Annotated in this window: 18 protein-coding genes and 1 pseudogene; 12 read left to right on the top strand and 7 right to left on the bottom strand. The window is 71.2% G+C overall.

The window, feature by feature from the left end:
- Window positions 1–232: 232 nt before the first annotated feature.
- Both ACZ5U5_RS13675 and ACZ5U5_RS13680 read left to right on the top strand, forming a co-directional pair.
- Entirely contained in the window at window positions 233–1,501 is a 1,269-nt protein-coding gene (locus tag ACZ5U5_RS13675; RefSeq protein ID WP_469020354.1) for an aspartate aminotransferase type Ic, read from the top strand.
- 118 nt (window positions 1,502–1,619) lie between these two features.
- Window positions 1,620–2,561 carry a hypothetical protein gene (locus tag ACZ5U5_RS13680; protein ID WP_469020356.1) on the top strand — a complete coding sequence of 314 codons (942 nt, stop codon included), beginning with the start codon at window positions 1,620–1,622 and terminating at the stop codon, window positions 2,559–2,561.
- A 17-nt stretch (window positions 2,562–2,578) separates the two neighbouring features.
- Here the strand turns inward: ACZ5U5_RS13680 and ACZ5U5_RS13685 are convergent, their stop codons facing one another.
- Together ACZ5U5_RS13685 and ACZ5U5_RS13690 are read right to left on the bottom strand one after the other, a co-directional pair.
- The gene (locus ACZ5U5_RS13685) at window positions 2,579–3,142 is read right to left on the bottom strand and encodes a GNAT family N-acetyltransferase (RefSeq protein WP_469020357.1); all 564 of its coding nucleotides are present in this window, start codon (window positions 3,140–3,142) and stop codon (window positions 2,579–2,581) included.
- 286 nt (window positions 3,143–3,428) lie between these two features.
- Window positions 3,429–3,998: a TetR/AcrR family transcriptional regulator gene (locus ACZ5U5_RS13690; protein ID WP_469020359.1), complete on the bottom strand. Its 570-nt coding sequence runs from the start codon at window positions 3,996–3,998 to the stop codon at window positions 3,429–3,431.
- Between the two features lie 87 nt (window positions 3,999–4,085).
- Here ACZ5U5_RS13690 and ACZ5U5_RS13695 point away from each other — a divergent pair, with 87 nt between their 5' ends.
- The 7 genes from ACZ5U5_RS13695 to ACZ5U5_RS13725 all read left to right on the top strand — a co-directional run bounded on the left by ACZ5U5_RS13695 (window position 4,086) and on the right by ACZ5U5_RS13725 (window position 13,235).
- Window positions 4,086–4,979: an NADP-dependent oxidoreductase gene (locus ACZ5U5_RS13695; RefSeq protein WP_469020362.1), complete on the top strand. Its 894-nt coding sequence runs from the start codon at window positions 4,086–4,088 to the stop codon at window positions 4,977–4,979.
- A 189-nt stretch (window positions 4,980–5,168) separates the two neighbouring features.
- Window positions 5,169–6,281 carry a LacI family DNA-binding transcriptional regulator gene (locus tag ACZ5U5_RS13700; protein WP_469020363.1) on the top strand — a complete coding sequence of 371 codons (1,113 nt, stop codon included), beginning with the start codon at window positions 5,169–5,171 and terminating at the stop codon, window positions 6,279–6,281.
- A 151-nt stretch (window positions 6,282–6,432) separates the two neighbouring features.
- Window positions 6,433–8,043: an FAD-dependent oxidoreductase gene (locus ACZ5U5_RS13705; protein WP_469020366.1), complete on the top strand. Its 1,611-nt coding sequence runs from the start codon at window positions 6,433–6,435 to the stop codon at window positions 8,041–8,043.
- A gap of 117 nt (window positions 8,044–8,160) precedes the next feature.
- Complete coding sequence (locus ACZ5U5_RS13710; RefSeq protein WP_469020367.1) at window positions 8,161–10,290, top strand: hydantoinase/oxoprolinase family protein; 2,130 nt, start codon at window positions 8,161–8,163, stop codon at window positions 10,288–10,290.
- Window positions 10,287–10,862, top strand: coding sequence for a hypothetical protein (locus ACZ5U5_RS13715; protein WP_469020369.1), 576 nt, complete (start codon window positions 10,287–10,289; stop codon window positions 10,860–10,862). Before ACZ5U5_RS13710 ends, ACZ5U5_RS13715 begins: the two co-directional genes overlap by 4 nt.
- A 4-nt stretch (window positions 10,863–10,866) precedes the next feature.
- Window positions 10,867–12,147 (top strand): TRAP transporter large permease subunit, encoded by a 1,281-nt coding sequence (locus tag ACZ5U5_RS13720; protein ID WP_469020371.1) that lies wholly within the window; start codon window positions 10,867–10,869, stop codon window positions 12,145–12,147.
- A gap of 47 nt (window positions 12,148–12,194) precedes the next feature.
- A complete protein-coding gene (locus ACZ5U5_RS13725; protein WP_469020373.1) occupies window positions 12,195–13,235 on the top strand; it encodes a hypothetical protein in 1,041 nt (346 codons plus the stop codon).
- Between the two features lie 18 nt (window positions 13,236–13,253).
- Here the strand turns inward: ACZ5U5_RS13725 and ACZ5U5_RS13730 are convergent, their stop codons facing one another.
- The 5 genes from ACZ5U5_RS13730 to ACZ5U5_RS13750 all read right to left on the bottom strand — a co-directional run bounded on the left by ACZ5U5_RS13730 (window position 13,254) and on the right by ACZ5U5_RS13750 (window position 18,548).
- Entirely contained in the window at window positions 13,254–16,382 is a 3,129-nt protein-coding gene (locus ACZ5U5_RS13730; protein WP_469020375.1) for a discoidin domain-containing protein, read from the bottom strand.
- A 154-nt stretch (window positions 16,383–16,536) separates the two neighbouring features.
- A complete protein-coding gene (locus ACZ5U5_RS13735; RefSeq protein ID WP_469020377.1) occupies window positions 16,537–16,977 on the bottom strand; it encodes an STAS domain-containing protein in 441 nt (146 codons plus the stop codon).
- Window positions 16,978–17,094: 117 nt separating this feature from the next.
- Complete coding sequence (locus ACZ5U5_RS13740; protein WP_469020379.1) at window positions 17,095–17,346, bottom strand: hypothetical protein; 252 nt, start codon at window positions 17,344–17,346, stop codon at window positions 17,095–17,097.
- On the bottom strand, window positions 17,343–17,846 hold the full coding sequence (locus tag ACZ5U5_RS13745; RefSeq protein ID WP_469020382.1) for a hypothetical protein: 504 nt from the start codon (window positions 17,844–17,846) through the stop codon (window positions 17,343–17,345). Before ACZ5U5_RS13745 ends, ACZ5U5_RS13740 begins: the two co-directional genes overlap by 4 nt.
- A 30-nt stretch (window positions 17,847–17,876) precedes the next feature.
- On the bottom strand, window positions 17,877–18,548 hold the full coding sequence (locus ACZ5U5_RS13750; RefSeq protein ID WP_469020384.1) for an enoyl-CoA hydratase-related protein: 672 nt from the start codon (window positions 18,546–18,548) through the stop codon (window positions 17,877–17,879).
- Window positions 18,549–18,744: 196 nt separating this feature from the next.
- Between ACZ5U5_RS13750 and ACZ5U5_RS13755 the strand changes: the two genes are divergently transcribed.
- The 3 genes and pseudogenes from ACZ5U5_RS13755 to ACZ5U5_RS13765 all read left to right on the top strand — a co-directional run.
- A complete protein-coding gene (locus tag ACZ5U5_RS13755; RefSeq protein WP_469020387.1) occupies window positions 18,745–19,044 on the top strand; it encodes a DUF6506 family protein in 300 nt (99 codons plus the stop codon).
- A gap of 319 nt (window positions 19,045–19,363) precedes the next feature.
- On the top strand, window positions 19,364–19,885 hold the full coding sequence (locus tag ACZ5U5_RS13760) for a GNAT family N-acetyltransferase (RefSeq protein WP_469020389.1): 522 nt from the start codon (window positions 19,364–19,366) through the stop codon (window positions 19,883–19,885).
- Window positions 19,886–20,018: 133 nt separating this feature from the next.
- Window positions 20,019–20,171: pseudogene (locus tag ACZ5U5_RS13765) on the top strand (GNAT family N-acetyltransferase); the annotation flags it as partial.
- Between the last annotated feature and the right edge of the window lie 82 nt (window positions 20,172–20,253).

A 20,253-nucleotide genomic window follows, 5' to 3' on the forward strand; every position in this document is an offset into this window, starting at 1 on the left:
GACGCTATGAGCACGGAACGCGACGGAACATCTGGTCACCCGGCCGATGCCTGCGGGGGTTAGCCCCCGCCCCGCGCGAGGCCCGGCGCGCGCCCCCGGAGAGTGACGCGCGCCACCTGGCTGGGCATGGGAGGGGCATTGCTTTGTATCCTCGGCGGGCAGTGCCGATGCCCCCGGCGCGCGCCCGTGCAGCTCACAGGCCCGGGCAGTGCCGACAACGTAAGGACACATGATGACCACCGAGCTGAGCCCCGACGCCGTGACCGGGCTCCTTGAGCGGGCCCGCCAGGACTACCAGGACCTCGCAGGACGCGGGCTCTCGCTCGACCTCACGCGCGGCAAGCCGTCGCCGGAGCAGCTCGACCTCTCCGAGGACCTGCTGAGCCTGCCGGGCGGGCGGCACACCTCCGCCGACGGCACGGACGTACGCAATTACGGCGGTCTGCAGGGTCTGGTGGAGCTCCGGGAGATCTTCGCCGACGTGCTCCAGGTGCCGGCAGGCCAGCTCCTTGCCCTCGGTAACTCCAGCCTCGAGCTGATGCACGACTGCCTGGTGCACGCGCTGCTGAGCGTGGTGCCGGGTGCCGAGTCGCGCTGGGTGGACCAGGAGCGGATCGCCTTCCTGTGCCCGACTCCGGGCTACGACCGGCATTTCGCCCTCTGTGAGCGGTTCGGGATCGACATGATCCCCGTGCCGATGACCGCCGAGGGCCCGGACATGGACGTCGTGGAGCGGCTCGTCGCCGAGGACCCGTCGGTCAAGGGCATCTGGTGCGTCCCGAAGTACAGCAACCCCGACGGCGTCTGCTACAGCGACGAGACCGTCGCCCGGCTCGCCTCGATGCAGGCCGCCGCGCCCGATTTCCGGATCTTCTGGGACAACGCGTACGCCGCCCACCACCTCACCGCGGAGCCCGTCGAGATCGCCGACCTGCTCGCCGCCGCCGCGGCTGCCGGGAACGCGGACCGTGTCTTCGTCTTCGGCTCCACCTCGAAGATCACCGCGGCGGGCGCGGGTGTCGCCTTCTTCGGCTCGTCGCCCGCGAACCTGAAGTGGCTGCTCGCCAACAACGCCAAGCGGTCGATCGGTCCGGACAAGATCAACCAGCTGCGGCACGTCATGTTCCTGCGGGACGCCGATGGGGTGCGCGCGCACATGGAGCGCCAGCGCGCCCTGCTCCAGCCGAAGTTCGAGGCCGTGGCCCGGATCCTGGAGACAGAGCTCGGCGGGACCGGTCTCGCCAGCTGGACCGACCCCAAGGGCGGCTACTTCGTCACGCTCGAAGTGACCGACGGCTGCGCCAAGGAGGTCGTACGCCGTGCCGCCGAGGCGGGCATCGTGCTGACCCCGGCCGGCGCCACCCACCCGTACGGCGACGACCCGCGTGACGCCACCATCCGCATCGCGCCGAGTTACCCGAGTCTGGCGGAGCTGGAGCAGGCCATCGCCGGGCTCGCCGTGTGCGTACGGCTCGTCGGCTACGAGCAGCAGGTCGCCTAGCTCCGAGGACGCGGGGGTCCATGGGCCCGTTCCCGGTCCTCGGTCCTGGTCACGCCCGACCGGTTCCGGCCAGTAAACTGCGCGCGCTCAGATGCGTCGCAGGAGGCTAGGGGGAACCGTGGCACACGGGGGATATCAGGGCTGGGGCCCGGGGAACGGCCGTCCGCAGGGCGGCGGCCCCTATCCGTACGACCCGCAAGGAGGCGGCGGCCCGAATCCGTACGGGCCGCCGCAACCCGGGCCGTACCTGCCCCCGCAGCCGTATCCGTACCCGCTCCCGCCGCAGCCCGTCCGGCGGCGGCGTTCCGGGTGCGCGCTCTTCTTCGTCTCGCCGCTCATCCCGTTCATCCGCTCGGCCCGCCGCCGCGCCGAGGCGATCTTCAACCAGCCCGGCGCCGGCCATGTCGCGGACCCGCTCGTGTCGAAGGTGCAGCTGGGGCGCGCGATCGTCGGTGCGGCCGCCAGCTTCGGCCTGATCTACGCCTACGGCGCTGACGACGGCTGGAGCGGCGTCGCCAACGACGGCGTCGTGAAGCTGATCCTCGCGCCGCTGCTGCTGATCTTCACCGGTCCGCTGGTCATCCTCGGCTTCATCCGCTACGCGCCCGCCGAGCGGCGACGTGTGCTCCGCTCCCGGCTGCGTGCGCCGCTCAAGACCGTCGCCTGGTACGTCGGCACCCTGGTGGGGGTCGGCCTCGTACTGGCGGGCAGCACCCTGGTGCTCAAGCAGAATCACGGCACGCTCGTGAACGGCCTCATCGCGCTCGCGCTGCTCATCGGCCTCGTCTGGCTGCTGCCGTTCCTGCTCTTCGCCTCCGCGTACGCCGCACGCTATGCCTTCAACACGTCCAACGTGCACGCCGCGCTGCCGGCCGCGCTCACCGTCGTACTCGTCTGGGAGCTGATGCTCTTCAGCGTCGCGCTCGACGGCGGCCTGCCGCACGGACCGCCGGCCGCGCAGTGGTGCGCGGTCCTCGGCGGCCCCGTCACTGTGACCGCGGTGGCCCTGTGGGAACTGCGCCGCATGCGCGTCCGCCACGGCGTGCGCATCCGCCACTGAGGTCCGTCAGAAGGGGCCTAGCGGTCGGCCGGGTGGAGGACCATCTCGTGCTCCCTCTTGGAGGGATCGCCCTTCATCGGGACGGTCGCCCCGGAGGGCACGAATCCGTGGCGCCGGTAGAAGCGTTCGGCCCGCGCGTTGTCCTCGTGCACGTACAGGCGCACCCGCGCCACGTCCGGCACCGACCATGCCCACTTGATCGCCGTCGCGAAGAGCGCGTCGATCACTCCGCTTCCGCGGTGCTCGGGGCGGACGAAGACACCGATGACATGCGCCTGACGCTGCTCGATCGCACCGCCGAACACGTCCTCGGTGTCCGCGTCCTCGATGAGCACGGTCACCGTGCCGCTCCACGTCCCGTCCCCGCCCTCGGCCACGAACTGGCGCAGGCGCGTCCCGTCGGCCGCGCCCTCGGCCCGCTTCTGCCAGTAGGAGTCAGGTTCGGCGGCGGCCTGTTCGTACGTGTCGAGAAAGGCGATCGGAGCCACCGGGTCCTTGAGCGCACGGAGCCGCAACTCCTTGACCTTGGCCCACTCGTCGGCGCGGATCGGACGGACGGCGTCACCAGAAACCTGATTCATGTCGCCGCACCTTACGCGGCCCTGCTCGAGATCGCCCCGCATTTTCCCAGGTCACCGCTCCGCGGGCGCCGTACGAACACGGTTCGTCGCTACCTGTCGGAGCTGCGAGGACCGCTGTACTGCTCGTCGGTGACGGGTCCGGCCCACTGGGTCTCAGGGGTGTCGTCGCCGTGCCAGTACCTCATCGGTCTCGGGGTCAAGGTCGCCATCTCGCAACCCTGAGGCGCGGCCCGCCCGCCTTCTGGAGCGCGGCCCGCCCGACGCCCGTTGATGAACTGACCCTCGGTCAGGTGACCTTCCAGGCTGCCTCGATCATCAGGAAGATCTCCTCCACCGCGGCCTCCGGCTCGGCCGCCTCGCGGGCCACCGCATGAGCGTCGATCACGAACCTCGCGATCGCCCGGCACGCCGTCGTGGTCCGTGACAGGCCGGGATCCGCGGCGATGGCCGCTGCCAGGGACTCCGCGTGGCGCAGCCTCATCGACTCCTCGTACTCCCGCAGCGCGGGCGATGCCTCGATCATGCGCCACATCGGGGCGGAGCCGTGCGCCGTGCAATGCCGCACCAGGGCCAGGATCTCGCGGCGCAGCGCGGGGATGAGCGGGTCCTGCGGGGCCCGGTCGGTGACCGCGCGCGTGAGGCGCTGCTCGAAGTCCTCGTCCTGCTCGAACACCAGGGCCTCTTTCGAGGCGAAGTGGGAGAAGAGCGTGGTGACGGCCACGTCGGCCTCGGCGGCCACGTCACGGATGCCCACCGCGTCGTACCCCCGCTCCGTGAAGAGCCGCAGGGCGGCGTCAGCGATCTTCTGGCGGGTCGCTGCTTTCTTGCGCTCACGGCGTCCGGACGGCTCGGTCATGGCCTGACGCTATCAAATACAAAGCTGCAATCGCTCCTAAAAGCTAACCGTTCCGTAACACTAACCGTTAGTGTTACGGTCTGCCGCATGAAGAAAGTGAGCTTCGCCGAGTTCGGCGGTCCCGAGGTCCTGCAACTCCTGGATGCCGAGGAGCCCCACGCGGGCCCCGGCCAGATACGCATCGCCGTGCGGGCGGCGGGGGTGAACCCCGTCGACTGGAGGATCCGCGAAGGCCAGGTCCTGGGGGCGCATCCGACCGAGTTGCCCTCCGGCGTCGGGCTGGACGCGGCGGGAGTGGTGGACGAGGTCGGCGAGGGAGCCGAAGGCGTCGCGGTCGGCGACCACGTGTTCGGCGAAGGAGCGAGTACGTATGCCGAGTTCGCGGTCCTTTCCGCCTGGGCCCGCATGCCCGCGGACCTGACGTTCGAGGAAGCGGCCGGGTACCCCTCCGTCGTGGAAACCGCGCTGCGCGTCCTCAGTGAGGTCGGCGTGCGCTCCGGACAGACGCTGCTGGTCAGCGGTGCGTCCGGGGGAGTCGGATCGGCGGTCCTGCAGATCGCCCGCGAGCGCGGCATCACGGTGATCGGCACGGCCGGGGCCGCGAACCAGGACTATCTGCGTGGCCTGGGTGCGCACGCCACGACGTACGGCGACGGCTGGGTCGAGCGGGTGCGGCAGCTCGGCCAGGTCGACGCGGCCCTCGATCTGGCGGGATCCGGTGTGCTCCGGGAGCTCGTCGAGCTGACCGGGGACCCGGGCAAAGTGATCTCCATCGCGGATCTCGGTGCGCCCGCGTTCGGTGTCCGGTTCTCCGGCGTGGCCGGCAGCGTGCCGCAAGCGCTGGCCGAGGCCGCCGCCCTCATCTCGGGAGGCAAGCTGCACATCCCGGTCGAGAAGTCGTACACGCTCGCCGAAGCCGCGACGGCGCACATCGACAGCCGTACGGGGCATTCGCGGGGGCGGCGGGTCATCGTGATCTGACCCTTCGACTTCGTGACTCCGTGACTCTCGGACTCCGTGACCCCTGCCCTTGAGCCCTAGGGGCGGGTCGCGGGGCCCCCGGGTGTCAGGCAAGAAAGTTCGCTCCCCTCCCTTGACCGCGGGTCCCGCGCCCCGCACAGTACTCGTTAATGCGCATCACTAATACGCATTAACGAATGAGGGGCAGCGGTGGAAGAACCCAAGAAGCGAGCCGGACGAGGGCGGGTTTCCGCCCCGGTGGGGCGCACCGGACGGCCGCGTCAGGCCGAGGTCGCCAGGCTCGCGGGAGTGTCGCAGGCCACCGTCTCGCTGGTGCTCGCCGGCAAGAAGCAGGGCATCGCCATCTCTGATGAGACCCGGCAGAAGGTGCTCGACGCGGCCGCGAGCCTGGGCTACGTGCCCGACCCGGCCGCCCGGCGCCTCGCGGCGGCACGCAACGGCCTGCTCGGGGTGTTCAGCTTCACGGCCACCTTTCCCACGGACGTGCAGCACTCGTACTACCCGTTCCTCGTGGGCGTGGAGCAGGAAGCCGCCGCGCAGGGCTACGACTTGGTGCTCTTCACCGGGTCGAGCACCGGCGGCGCGGGAGCCACCGGGCCGCACGCGCTCAACAGGGCACGCCTCGCCGACGGGTGTCTGTTCCTGGGCCGCCACGCCCCGGTCGACGAACTGCGCAGGCTCGTCGACGACGGGTTCCCCGTGGTGCACCTGGGCCGCAGGGACGAACCGGAGGGGCTGGCCTGGGTCGGTGCCGACTACATCAAGGCCAGCAGCGAAGTCGTCCGGCGCCTCGCCGACCTCGGGCATCGCCGCATCATCCTCGTACGCGAGGACGACGACGCGCCTGCCTCCACCGACCGTGAACACGGCTTCCTGAAGGGCTTGGAGGAGGCAGGGCTGCCCGGTGGGCCCGCCGCCGTCTTCCGCAGTGCCGACCCCGCACGCGAGCTGCGGCCGGAGCACCTGCGGCAGTGGGCGGCAGAGGGCGTCACCGCCTTCGTGGCCGAAGAGACCGACAGCGGAGCCGCCTGGCGAGCGCTGAGCGCGGCCGCCCGCGAGGCCGGTCTGAACTGCCCCGGCGACATCTCACTCGCCCTCCTGGGCAGCCCGCCCCCGGACCTGGCGGACGGCCCGCAGCCCACCGGATTCGACATCCCCCGCGCACAGCTGGGCGCGGCAGCCGTACGCCTGCTCGCCACGCTCGTCGCCGGTGAGGACGCCCCCGACCCGCTGGTGGCCTGCACGTTCCGGCCCGGCGCCAGCACGGGACCGCCGCCCGAGCCGCTCGCGGACAACCCGTGACGCGGACACCTCATGAGGGCGGACAACCCGTGACGGCAGCCACCGCGTGACCGCCGCGACGAGCAGCCGCGCCCCACCGCGTGCCGGACCCCGCGGCACGACCACGTACCCCACAGAACGCACAGGACAGCACAGCAGCACTAGGAGAACCGTGATCCCTGAACCGGACATCCTCATCGTCGGCGGCGGTCTTGGCGGCGTGGCCGCCGCGCTCGCCGCCTGCCGGGCCGGCCGGACCGTCGTCCTCACCGAGGAGACCGACTGGATCGGCGGCCAGTTGACCTCCCAGGCCGTTCCGCCGGACGAGCACCCGTGGGTGGAGCAGTTCGGCACGACCGCCTCGTACCGCACCCTGCGCGAGTCCATCCGGGACTACTACCGCCAGTGGTACCCCCTGCGTTCGGAGGCGCTGTCCCTGACCGGCCTCAATCCGGGGGCGGGCCGGGTCAGCAAGCTCTGTCACGAGCCGCGCGTCGCCCTCGCCGTCATGGAGGGCATGCTGGCGCCCCACCTCGCGGCGGGACGGCTGACGCTTCTCACCGAGCACCGGCCCGTGGCCGCCGAGTCGGACAACGATGTCATCGCCTCGGTGACCCTGGAGAACCTGCGCGACGGCGACCGCACCACGCTGCACGCCCGCTACGTCATCGACGCCACCGAGACCGGCGAACTGCTGGAACTGGGAAGCGTCGAGCACGCCGTCGGAGCCGAGTCGCGCGCCGAGTTCGGCGAGCCGCACGCACCCGAGGAAGCACAGCCCCTCAACCAGCAGGGCATCACCGTCTGCTTCGCCCTCTCCCACCACGAGGGCGAGAACCATGTCATCGAGCGCCCCGTCGACTACGACTTCTGGCGTTCCTACCAGCCCGACTTCTGGCCCGGACCACTCCTCGGTTTCCTCGCCCCGGACCCGCGTTCGCTCGAAGCCGTCCCCCGTACGTTCGTGCCGAACCCGGAGATCGACCCGCTCGCCGTCAACGCCGACCAGAGCGCCGACGCGGGCGACAAGGAGCTGTGGGGCTTCCGCCGCATCCTCGCCCGCAAGCTGCACCGGCCGGGCGCCTTCGACTCCGACATCACCCTGGTCAACTGGCCGCTCAACGACTACTGGCTGAAGCCGTTGATCGGAGGCGGCGAGCAGACCTCGGCGCAAGCTCTGGCGGAGGCGCGGCAGTTGTCGCTGTCGGTCCTCTACTGGCTCCAGACCGAGGCTCCCCGCGAGGACGGCGGCACCGGCTTCCCCGGCCTGCGGCTGCGCCCCGACATCACGGGCACGGCGGACGGCCTCGCCAAGGCCCCCTACGTGCGGGAGTCGCGGCGGATCAAGGCCGTCACCACCGTCACCGAGCAGGACGTCGCGATCGACGCCGTCGGCCCCTACGGGCGTACCAGGTACCGGGACTCCGTGGGCGTCGGCAACTACCGCATCGACCTGCACCCCTCCACCGGCGGTGACAACTACATCGACATCGGTTCGGTGCCCTTCGAGATACCGCTCGGCGCCCTCGTGCCCCGCCGGGTCCGCAATCTCCTGCCCGCGGGCAAGAACATCGGCACCACCCACATCACCAACGGCTGCTATCGCCTCCACCCCGTGGAGTGGAACATCGGCGAGGTGGCGGGCGCCCTCGCCGCGCACTGTGTGTCCGAAGGCGTCGAACCGCACCAGGTCCAGGGCGAGGACAAGCGGTTCGACGAGTTCGCCCGGCTGCTCGACCGTGACGGTGTGCAGCGCCACTGGCCCGACGTACGCGGCTACTGAGAGCGGATCACTCAGGGCCGGTACACGCACCACGCGGAAAGTGCCGGGCGGGACAGCTCCACCTGTCCCACCCGGCCCGCCCGCGCACCGCCAACCCGCACAAGGAGGTGCCCAACCATGACCACCCACCGCATCCGCGTCGGCATCGACGTGGGCGGAACCTTCACCGACGCCGTGGCAGTCGACGCCACGACCCTGGAACTCCTGGGACAGGTGAAGGTCCCCACCAGCCACCATCACGAGGACGGCGTGGCCCACGGCATCGTGGAAGCCCTCGACCGTCTGCTGGAAGAGACCGGCCGCGCTCCCGAGGACGTCGCTTTTCTCGCGCACGGCACGACCCAGGCTACCAACGCCCTGCTGGAGGGCGATGTCGCCACCGTCGGCCTGATCGGCATCGGGGCAGGACCCGCCGCTGCCCTCACCCGCCGGCTCGCCGCGTTCGGCAAGCTCCAACTCACCCCGGGCAAGAGCCTTCCGCTCGTCTACGCCCATGTCGCGGACCCCGACGACGCGGCCGCCGCCCGGCGCGCCGCCGACTCGCTGGCGCAGGAGGGCGCCCAAGTCCTCGTGGCCACCGAGCCGTTCAGCGTGGACCGCCCCGAGGGCGAACAGGCCGTCGTGGCGGCGGCACGAACCGCCGGGCTTCCGCTCACCGCCGCGCACGAGATCACCTCCCTGTACGGGCTGCACAAGCGCACCCGTACGGCCGTGGTCAACGCGGCGATCCTGCCGCGCATGCTGGCCACCGCCGATCTCGTCGACAGCTCCATCACCAAGGCAGGCGTCGACTCCCCGCTGATGGTGATGCGCTGCGACGGCGGCGTGATGTCCCTCGACGAGATGCGGCGCAGGCCCTTGCTGACGGTCCTCTCGGGGCCCGCGGCGGGCGTCGCGGGCGCGCTGATGCAGGAACGGATCAGCGAGGGCGTCTTCCTGGAGACCGGCGGCACCTCCACCGACATCAGCGTCGTGCGGCGCGGCAAGGTGGCCGTCCAGCACGCCACGATCCTCGGCAAGAAGTCGTACCTCAACGCCCTGGACGTACGCACCGTCGGCGTCGGCGGCGGTTCCATGGTGCGGATCGGCGGCGGGAAGGTGACCGGCGTCGGGCCACGCAGCGCGCACATCGCCGGGCTGCCCTATGCGTGCTTCGCGACCCTGGACGACCTGCGCGACGCCCGGCTCACCACGCTCAGCCCGATGCCCGGCGACCCCGAGGACTACGCCGTCCTCGATGCGGCGGGCGGCCGCTTCGCCCTCACCATGACCTGCGCGGCCAACGCGGCAGGACGCGTGCCCGAGGGCGACTTCGCCCGCAGCGACCAGGAAGTGGCCGCCGCGGCGATCGCCCCGCTCGCCGCGGCACTCGGCGTGGACGTGGCCACCGCGGCCCACCGGCTTCTCGACGCGGGCACGGCCCAGGTCAAAAGGGTCGTCGACACGATGATCCGCGACTACCGGCTCGACAAGGACACCGCGCTGCTCGTCGGCGGAGGCGGCGGCGCGGCCTCCGTCACCCCGCACCTGGCCGACGTCTGCGGTCTTGAGGGGCGCATCGCCCGCCACAGCGAGGTGATCAGCCCGATCGGGGTCGCCCTCGCGCTGGTGCGCGAGCAGATCGAGCGGACCATCCCCGGCGCCGGACAGGAACAGATCCTCGCCGTACGTGCCGAGGCCGAGGCAGCCGTCGTCGCCCAGGGCGCCGCGGCAGACGGAGTCGAGGTCGAGGTGACCGTCGACCCGCAGACCAGCACCGTGCGCGCGGTGGCCACCGGCGCCACCGAACTGCGCACCCAGGACCGGGCGCACCGGGCGGACGAGGAGGAGCGGCTGCGGACGGCCGCTGCCAGCCTCAAGACCGACGAGTCCCAGGTCACTGTCCTCGCCAAGACCTCCGCCCACACCGTGTACGGCACGGAGGTACGACGCACCCTGCGCACCACCCGGCATCCCGTACGCATCGTCGATGCCGACGGGGTCATACGCCTGCACGTCCCCGACGCCCGCGTGGAGACCACCCGGGTCGCCGATGCCCCCGACGTACTGGCGAAGCTGGTGCGCGAGACCACCTCGTACGGCGACGGCGGTGTCCGCGCCCCCGCCGTACGGCTGCTGCTCGGCTCCCGGATCGCGGACCTGTCAGGCGTGCTCGACCCCGGGCCGCTGCTCGCGCTGGCCCGCAGCGAACTGCAGGCGCGCGCCGCCGACGAGCCGGTCATAGCCGTCCTGGAGGTGCGCACATGAGCACGCCTACCGCGCCTCCGCCAGAGACCCTCGACGACCTGGACCTCGCGGCCCAGTTCCTCGCCGCGACCGCCACCCACGAAGGCCGCGACCCGCAGCTACTGCGCCAATGGGCATGCACCGCCGAGGAGTTCGGCGCCGCGCTGGCGCCCGTGCCCTGCCGGGCCAGGGTCGTCGAACGCTCCGACGGCCTCGAACGCGGCCTCCTCGCCCGCTACACCTCGCGGCCGACACCCACGGTGGAGCTCTACACCGACACCCTCGCGGCAGCCGAGGCGCTCATCGACGAACGGGGCTGGCGGCACTGGTACCCGCCCGGCTCGGTGCGCGCGGCAGCCCTCGCCCACGAATCCGTGCACGAACACCTCCACCACGGCCCGGCGAAGGACGCGCTGAAGCGGGCCCTGGGCCACGTCGTCCTGCGCGCGGGACGGTTCCGGCTGTACGGGCATGTCGCGGGCGCGGAGGAGATCGCCGCCCACGCCCACGCCCGGACCGTCTGCAAGCTCGGCCGCAGCCCCCTTCTTCTCACGGCCGCGCTCGGCGACGCCGTGACCCACAGAGAGAAGTAGCGCCATGGGCGTTGTCATCCTGATCGTCATGGCGGCGGGTGTCGCCGCGATGCTCACCCGCAAGCTCCCCACCGCCTTTGCCCTGGTCCTGCTCGGCGTCGTCATCGCCCTCGTCGCGGGCGCGCCGCTCACCGGCAAGGAGAGCGTCTTCGACACCGTCCTCCAGGAGGGCGCCCCGATGCTCGCCTCGACGATGATCGCGGTGCTGCTCGGCTCCTGGCTCGGCAAACTCCTCGACGAGACCGGCATCGCAGGGACCATCGTCCGCAAGATCGTGGAGTTCGGCGGCGACCGGCCCACGGTCGTGGCGCTCGGCGTGCTCGCCGTCTCCGCGCTGATCGGCACCGTCACCGGCTCGGCTCCCGCCGCCATGCTGGCCGGCATAATCGGCATCCCCGCGATGGTCGCCGTGGGCATCCCCAAGGTCACCGCCGCGGGCACCATCCTGATGGGCATCGCCGTCGGTGTGCCGTTCGAACTCCCCATCTGGCAGTTCTTCTCCACGGCCCTCGACCTGCCGATCCCCACGGTGCGCGGCTTCATGGTGAAGCTGTTCCCACTGGCCCTGGTCGCGGCCGTCGCCTTCGTCCTCGTCGAGTCCCGCCGCCGCGGAGTCGAACACACCTGGGCGCTGAAAACGACGGTCGACAAGCGCCGTTCGCGCCGCGAACGGCTGGGTGACGCGCCCTGGTACGCGCTGCTCACCCCCGTCGTGCCCCTGGTCCTGGCCCTCGGCTTCGAGCTCGCGATCATTCCCTCGCTGTTGGCCGGCGTGCTCTACGCCCTGGTCACCACGACCCGGCCGCGCGAGATGAACAAGCGCCTGCTGCGCACCCTCTACGGCGGCTTCGAGGTCGCCGCACCTCCGATCGCCCTGTTCATCGCCATCGGCATCCTGCTCGCCGCGGTGAAACTCCCCGGCGCCATCGAGGCCCTGGAACCCCTGGTCAAGGCCGTCAGCCCGCAGAACCCGGTGCTGTTCGTCCTGGTCTTCACCCTGCTGGTGCCGCTGTGCCTCTACAGGGGGCCGCTGAACGTCTACGGCCTCGGCGCGGGCATCGCGGGCGTGCTCATCGCGGCCGGCATCTACCCCGCCGTCGCCGTGCTCGGCCTCGCCGCCTCCTACAACCAGGTCTTCGGCGTCTCGGACCCCACCAGCACCCAGACCGTGTGGAGCGCGCAGTACGCGGGCGTCGGCCCGCAGCAGGTCATGGTGCGCACCCTGCCCTACGTGTGGGCCGTCGCCCTCGGCGGATTCTGCGTCACCGCCGCCACCTACCTCTGACCTTGCCGCTCACCTCTGACATTCAACTCCCGGGACGGAGAACAGAAATGAACGAGCCGCAACACGACACCTCGCAGCACACCCCTCGGCACCCCCACCCCTTCCCGCGCCGCGTCTTCCTTCGCGGGGCGGCCGTCACCGGCGCGGCCCTGGCGACCGGCGTCACGACGGCGGGCACGGCCACGGCGGCACCCGGCGGGTTCCCCGACTACGCCTACGTGAAGACGGTCCTGAAGCCCTCGGACCTCGCCTACAACCCCACGGGCGAGATCATCTTCCCCTGCCTGCGCGGCACCGCCGGCCGGGTCACCGGAGCCCTCGGCCGCTACTACCTCTACTACGCGCCGCACGACGCGCCCGGCGGCATCTGCCTGGCCTACGGAGACTCGATCGAGGGGCCCTTCACCGAGTACGAGGGCAACCCGATCGTCACCAACAACTGGCAGCCGCACTACAAGGTCAGTCACGTCTCCTCGCCCCACGTGCTGTGGAACGAGGACGCCAAGGAGATGTGGCTGTACTTCCACGGCGAGAACACCACCACCCGCCTCGCCCGCTCCAAGGACGGCATCCACTTCACCTACGACAAGGTGGTGCTCTCCACCTCGATGCTGCCCAGCGGAACGACCGAGACGTCCTACGCCCGCGTGTTCCGTCACGACCTGCCCTCCCGGGGCGCCCGCTACGTGCTGCTCTTCATGCTGAACAACACCACCAACCACCGCGACATCGCCTGGGGTTGGTCACCCGACGGACGCAACTGGACCTTCGACCAGACCCCGCTGATCCGGCACGCCGACGTGGGAGCGCAGAACGTGGGCGGCCCCCACCTGCTGACCCGCGGTGACAGCGCCTTCGTCGTCTACAACACGGACAAGGGCAGTGGTGGCAACATCCTGATCACCGAGGTCGGCAAGGACTTCTCCCGCCGCGACCACCTCGGGATCTTCCACGACTCGATGAACGGCGCCCCGGACAACGGGCGCACCGCGTCACCGAGTTTCGGCACGGAGAACGGCGTGCCCTACATGATGTACGAGGCGGGGGAGCGGCTGCAGGGAGCCATAGCCCTGGCCAGGGCGAAGTAGCGCCGCGTACACGGGAGGTCAGGTGACCGTCAACGCCGTCAGGGAACCCCCGGAGCGGGCGGTGACCCGCAGGGCCACATAACGTGCCGTGCGGTCGACGCGCAGGGTGCCGCGCGTCGACAGCCGGGCGGAGCCGTCGTACGTACGGCCGTCCAGGCTGAACTCCGCCTGGGAGGACGGGGCGTGGCCTCCGCGCCACCGGGCGCGGACCTCGCTGATGTGCTGCTCGCTGCCGAGGTCGACGACCATGCGGTCGTCCTGCCGGGCCTTCCACGCGGTGGTCTCGTCGCCGTCCACGGCGGCCCGCGGGTCCGTCATGCCGGGCGGCAGCGGCGAGGTCGGGAAGGTGTTGCGGCCCAGCGCCAGGTCGGAGAGGGGGTACGGCGTGGCGCGAGGCACGGTGACCGTGGTCGTGCGGCCGACGTGCACCGTGGCGCCGACCCGTCTGCCCTGCGCCGAGACCGTGACCCGGCAGGCGGGACCGCTCACCCGCACGGTGCCGCCGTCGACGACCTCGGCCCGCAGGCCCACGGGCAGGCGGTGCGCGGACAGGGTGATGCGGGGCGGCGCCAACACGGCCGAGGCGGCGGGGAGTTCGATGCGCAGGGCCGTGCCGGACTCCGTGAGGGTCTGCGTGCCCTCATAGAGCCGGACCTCGCGGGAGGAGGATGCGCGAGGGATCATCACCGTCGTCGTCACGGCCTCGGCGGAGAGGTTGAAGAGGCTCAGGTGGTGCTCGGTGAGGGCGGCCTTGACGCTCCCGGAGTCCGTCGAGGGCGACTTGCGGGCGGCCGCCGCGCGCAGTTCGCCCGTCGTCGCGCCCGGGAGCCCTTCGATCAGCAGGCTCTCGGCCGGGCCATCGGAGAGGACGACCGTGTCGCCGTAGACCGCGATCGGATGGGCTCCGCCGCGCACGACGAGACCGGCGCGGCCGTCGATGTCCAGCCACTGCCCGCGGCTGGTCAGATCCGGTCGCGGCCAGGTGACCAGGTCGCTCCACTCCTGTCCGTCGGCCGACCCCTGGAGCCGGTAGGCGCGCCCCGCCGCGGCTTCCCAGCGCAGCGTCACGCGGTCCACGGACCGGGAGGAACCGAGGTCGACGGCGATCCAGCTGTCGGCCCGTGGCCGGTCCGCGCGCGACACCGCCCAGCGGCTCGAACCATTGCCGTCGATCGTGAGCGCGGGCTCCATGCCCGGCTCGAAGGAGGAGGCGGAGGCCTTCGCCCCACCACTGCGGGCCAGGTCATCGCCCGAGGCGCCGTCACGTATCTCGAAGGCGTACAGCGAGTAGCCGTACGCCGGGTCAGGGCGCACCCCCAGCATGCGCAGGTGCTGGAACTGGCCGCGCGGGAAGTTGAGTTCGTCGGTGCGCGCCCCGGCCGGCGAGTGGTCCCCGGTCTTCGCCTTGACGGTGGTACTTCCCTCGGCGGCGCGATAGGTACGGCTGCCGTCAAGACCCGGTACGCCGTCCATGGACAGGTTGCGCACCTCCAGGTGGCCCTCGCCGTCCGCCGTGCCGGACGTCGCGTAGACCACGGCGCCCGACGGCAGCGTGGTGAACCCCGCGAAGCCGTGGTCAAGGGTCAGCAGGCTCGCGCTCCCGTCGAAGCCGTCCCGCGGTCGCGTGTAGGTGACCGCGGACCGCTCGACGACCTTCGCCCGCGTGCTCGGCAGGAACATGGGCGTCGGGCCGCTGAGAGCGAACAGCCAGTCGTCGTGGGCCGGTTGCCAGGCGAACTTCACGAAGCCCGGCTTGGTGACGGCACCGGCCCAGGCGCCGGGGGACTGGTGCGAGACGAGGCCGGGGCCCGCGCCGTGGTCGGTGACCCCGGCGGCCTGCTCGAAGAGTTCGCCCGGGGAAAGGGGACGGACGCGTCGCTGCCCGGACCGGTCACGCCACTCGTGCAGGAGGTAGCTGATGGCCAGCTCGGCACGCGCCTCCGGCTCGTACTTGGGCTCACCGGAGAACTTCGCTATGCGGTACTGCGGCGGATACTGCTGATACCCCTCGAGGCGTTCGGCGAGCGCGCGTTCGCAGGCGGCCGCGGCCCGGTCGCCGACGACCTGGGCCAGGAAGGCGAGGGGGATGATGTCGCGGCCGTAGAGGTGTTCGCGGTCCGCGACCATCGGCATCAGGGGTTCGCCCGCATCGCTCATCACGCCGAGCAGCGTGCGCCACAGCGGGGCGGCGTTGGGCTGGGCGGTCAGCACTTCGGGCAGGGCTTGACCGGCCGCGAGGAAGTGGGCTGAGTTGCGGCCGGACGTGCGCCAGAGCTCTTCCTGGTAGTGCGGGCCGAAGGACCCGTGGTTCTCGACGATGAAGGTGTCGTACAGGTTCTGCGCGGTGTTCTCGCTGACGGCGACGCCGTCCACCCGGGCGGGGTTCGCGAGGTCGGCCGCGGGCAGCCCCGCCTCGTTGCGGCTCCACCGGCCGAAGGCGGCACGCCACGCGTCCTGCCGCTGGTCGTCGCTCGCCCAGGCCAGGGCCGGGGCGAGCGCTTGGGCGTAGATGCCCATCTCCTCGAGCTTGGTGTCGTCCTTGTGGCCGCCGGTGAGCCCGTGCGGGGACCAGTCGCCGGAGTCCGGGTCATCGCCCGTGCCCAACGCCTCGGTGTACTGGGCCTGTTCGCGGACGATGGTGTCGACGTGTCGCCGCGTCGCCTCGTCGAGGTCGTCCCAGAGCAGACGTGCCGCCAGGACGAAGTAGGACTGGAAGGTGGTGTCGAAGAACAGCTTGCGGCCCCACTGGGTGCCGCCCGTCAGCCGGTTCGACGCCGCGAAGTGCTTCAGCGTCGCGAGCGTACGGGTGCGCAGCGTGTCCTTGGCGACTCCGGCGCGCTCGGCGTCGTAGGCGCCGCGGGTCAGCAGCACCGCGTTGCCGAGCACGACGGCGAAGCCGAAGTCCTTGCTGGTGTAGTGGCCTTGGGAGGCGTCCCACTGGGTCTCGGACCAGCGCGTGTGGGAGAGCAGGACACGGTAGTACGTGTCCGCGACGACGTCCGCCTCCGCCTCCACGTCCGCTCGCGTCCCCGTGGCAGCCGCGGCCGGTCCCGTGCCGAGGGTGAGCGGGAAGGCCGCCGCGGCACCGGACACCCCGAGCAGCTGCAGAGCTTGACGGCGTGTGGTTCCCCAGGCGTGCTGCGGCATCGTGCGCGACCTTCCCGTCGACAACGTTGTCAAAGTGCGATCATTCTTCGGCGGCTCAGCGGGCACGTCAAGGGTTGTGCTGCGGGCTGCTCAGGCACCGAGATGCTCAGGAACCGAGATGCTCAGGAACCGAGATGCTCAGGAACCGAGGTGCTCAGGAACCGAGCGGCGGGGAATCGCTCGGCGCACCGTCCGAGCGGGGTGCGGGCGTGGGCGGCCACGTCGGGCGGTGTGCGGGCGGCAGGGTCAACAGGGCCTGGCCCACCGTGAGGTAGCGGGGGAAGATATCCGTGCTGCCGGTGGCCTTCAGCAGTTCGGCGAGATGCCGCCCCGCTCCGGCCAGCAGCAGCTGCCCTTCGCGGCGCCGCAGCAGCCACCGCACCCCGAGCAGGCAGTTGAGCCCACGGGAATCGCAGAACACCAGGGCCGTCACATCGAGCACGAGATGTCGATGACCCGCCATCACGGAGGCGCCGAGGGTGCGCAGGAAGAACTTCTCGCCGCTCTGGTCGAGTTCACCGCTCACACGCAGCACAGCACACTCTTCGCACCGTGCGAGCTCGTGGATGATGAGGCGATGGGTCTGCGTCGACATCGCGCCTCCCTGTGGTCGTCGCGGAAGCCCGTGTGCTGTGCATGCCGGCACGCAATCTGCCTCGGTCCCGAGCGGCACACAATCTGCCTCGGTCCCGAGTCCCCCGTCCATCCCTCTCTACGCCTGGCTGCTCGCCTCATTGGCCTGACGGACCGTGTCCCAGCAGGGCGAGCACACGTCGAGTACGCGGTCGCCCGCCGGGGAGTGGACGATGACGGCGCAGTTCGCCGGCCGGCCGCAGGCCAGGCAGGGGTGGTGTTCGTCGCGGGCACGGTGCAGCAGGATCTCGTCGGGGGAGCCGGGCGGGGCGGCGGCGAGCAGGGTCGGCTCGGCGGCGATCAGGTGGAGCAGGCCGGTGGCGTCGATCACGAGGTGCCGGCCCGCTGATACGGCAGTACGTGGTGAGAGGGGTCGTCCTCGGGCCGGATCTGTCCGGGTTTCTTGGCGTACTGGTGGCAGAACTCGACCGCGTCGTCGAAGTGGAGCGCCGTCACGGCATCCGCTCCCGGCAGGGGTGCGGCCGGTCCGATGACGAAACGGCAGTGGGTGACGTCGTCCACCTGTGTGGTCGACTCCACCAGGGAGAACGCCGGAGGGCCGGGGCCGTCGGCGAGTGTTCCCTCCACGATCCACTTCGCGTGCAGCTCGACGACTCCCGGCTCGGGGCATCTCCAGACGAGGCGAGTGACACACAGCGCCTCGAAGTTGAACCACGAGCTCCAGCCCCGGCCGTCGCCGAGCAGCCCCAGTTCGGAGGCCTCCATGACGCCGTAGGAGAACGGGAGGCTGCTCCAGTGGCCGACGAGGGAGTGGCCGACGAGGGAGTGGCCGGCGCGTGCGTGACCTACGCCTGCGGGGTCGAGGTTCATTTACGCATCTTCGCGCAGCGGCTGCCTGAGTCAGCCGAGAGGGTTGTCCTTGTCGCGCAGGGCGGTCAGGGCGGGCGCGTACATACGGGTCTTGATCGTGCCGAGCGTGGGTCCGGCCTTGCCGACCAGGGTCCGCGCCATCTCCATGGCCGTCCCGCGTACGGCGTCCTCCTCCACCGCCCGGTCGACCAGCGCGGTGGCCAGGGCGTCGTGGCCGCCGTACCGTCGGGCTGTCGTCATGGCCTCGTGCGCGGTCTGCGGGGTCAGCCTGGCCTGGATGAGCGCGGACATCCCCGGGGTGAAGGGGATGTTGATGTCGGCCTCCGGCAGGCACCAGAAGCCGCGGTCGGCGCGCATCACGCGGAAGTCGTGGGCCAGGGAGAGCATCGCCCCGGCGGCGAAGGTGTGCCCCTGCAGCGCTGCCACGGTGACGACCGGAAGGGACAGCACACGCGCCAGCAGGGCTTGGACGGTGGTGACGTACTCCTGGTGCTGGTCGGCATGGGCGAGGAGCCAGTCCAGGTCGAGGCCGTTGGAGAAGAACTTCCCCGTCGCTGCGGTCACCAGGGCGCGGGGCCCGTCCGCCTTCTCCACCTCGTCGAGCGCGGCGTCGACGGAGTCGAGCCAGTCAGGGTGGAAGCGGTTCTCGCCGTCCCCGAGGTCGAGGATGAAGACGTCGTCCTGGCGGTCGAGTGTGGGCATGGTGGCTCCCTCGGGTCGATTGGGCCGACGAGCGCCGCTCTTGAGGCGGCGAAGGCACGGCCACGGACAGGACGACTGCCGATACTGCTCGGTAACTTATGGGTCATGGCATAGAACATTCAAGAGGTCGCGGGGTTCGAGCGGCCTCGACGTCGATGACCGGATCCGGGCGACCGGAAGTGAGGGGGCAGCGCTCATGGCGCTCACCAGCTGGGGCTTCATCTACACCGCGGCAGGCAGCGACGCGAAGGGCGACGTGAACGTCGTCGACACGGGGCAGTGCCGCACGGTCCTTGTGGGGGTGGCCAAGCCCGAGGACGGCGTGGCGGCCGCGCGCCGCCTGGTCGACGAGGGGGTGCAGCTGATCGAGCTCTGCGGAGGCTTCGGGCCGGTGTGGGCCGGGCGCATCATCGAGGCCATCGACGGCGCGGTCCCCGTGGGCGTCGTCGGCTACGGACCCGAAGCGGTCGACCAGGTCCACGCGATCTTCTCCTGAGTACGTGGAACCGGGGCGGGGGGGGGGGGGGGGGGGGGGGGCCCCCCCCCCCCCCCCCCCCCCCCCCCCCCCGCGCCCCACGCGCCAGGTGGCCGAAAGCGGCCGGATGATAGGATCGTCGGCGTTCGTGTGTTCCAGATCGAGGATGTAGGGAGTTGGGGCTGATGACCGCGCTCGAGGCCACTGCCATGCGCACCGCCCGGACCGCCCTCACGTCCCGGGTCGTGGCCTGATCCCAGCCGGATTCGCCTCGCCGGGAGCGTGAGCTCGCGGGGCACCCACCCACACGAACCCACCATGAAATGGATCCTCATCCATCATGAGCAACAACCTGAGCAACACCTGGATCACGCGCGCCGAGACCAGCGCTGACATCCCCGCCGTTCGCGCCGTCGTCGTCGCCGCGTTCGACACCCCCGCGGAAGCCGACCTCGTCGACGCACTGCGCGCCGACCCCGCGTGGATCGACGGACTGTCTGTCGTGACCACCGGCCAGGACGGCAGGGTCGTCGGCCACGCGCTCCTGACCCGCTGTCACATCGGGGACACCCCGGCGCTGTGCCTGGCCCCCGTCGCCGTACTTCCCGAGTACCAGAAGACGGGTGCGGGTTCCGCCGTGATCCGTGCCGCGCTCGACGCGGCCAAGGACCGGGGCGAGCGCTTCGTCACCGTCCTCGGGCACCCGGCGTACTACCCGCGGTTCGGCTTCACCCGTGCCTCGACACACGGCATCGGCATCAGCATCGACGTCCCGGACGAGGCCATGATGGCCCTCGCCCTCGACGCCGGTCACCCGCTGCCCGGCGGCATGGTGCGCTACGCCGCGCCGTTCGGCATCTAGGGTCCTCCAGCCGAAGCCCGCTGTGCCGGGGCCATCACGGTCCCGGCACGGCAGGTTGCTCCGGCACGGCAGTGGCCCGGACGGCGCCGAAAGTCCGTTGCGGGCCCGCTCCCGGGCATCGGAGAGTGGCTCCATGACCACATCCGCCACCCTCCCGCCCGGCGTGACCGTCCGCCCCGCGACGTTCGATGACGCGGCGGCGGTGTGCGCGCTGCTCAATAAGATCGACCTGCTGGAGATCGGTCGTGCCGACACCGAACTCGCCGAGGTGCAGGCCGACTTGAAGCAAGCGGCGCCCTCACCCTGTACGAGCGCCACGGCATGACCCTCGACTTCGCCCTCCAGGCCTGGGGGTTGATCCTCCCCAG

The organism is Streptomyces sp. NPDC033177 (assembly GCF_055577715.1).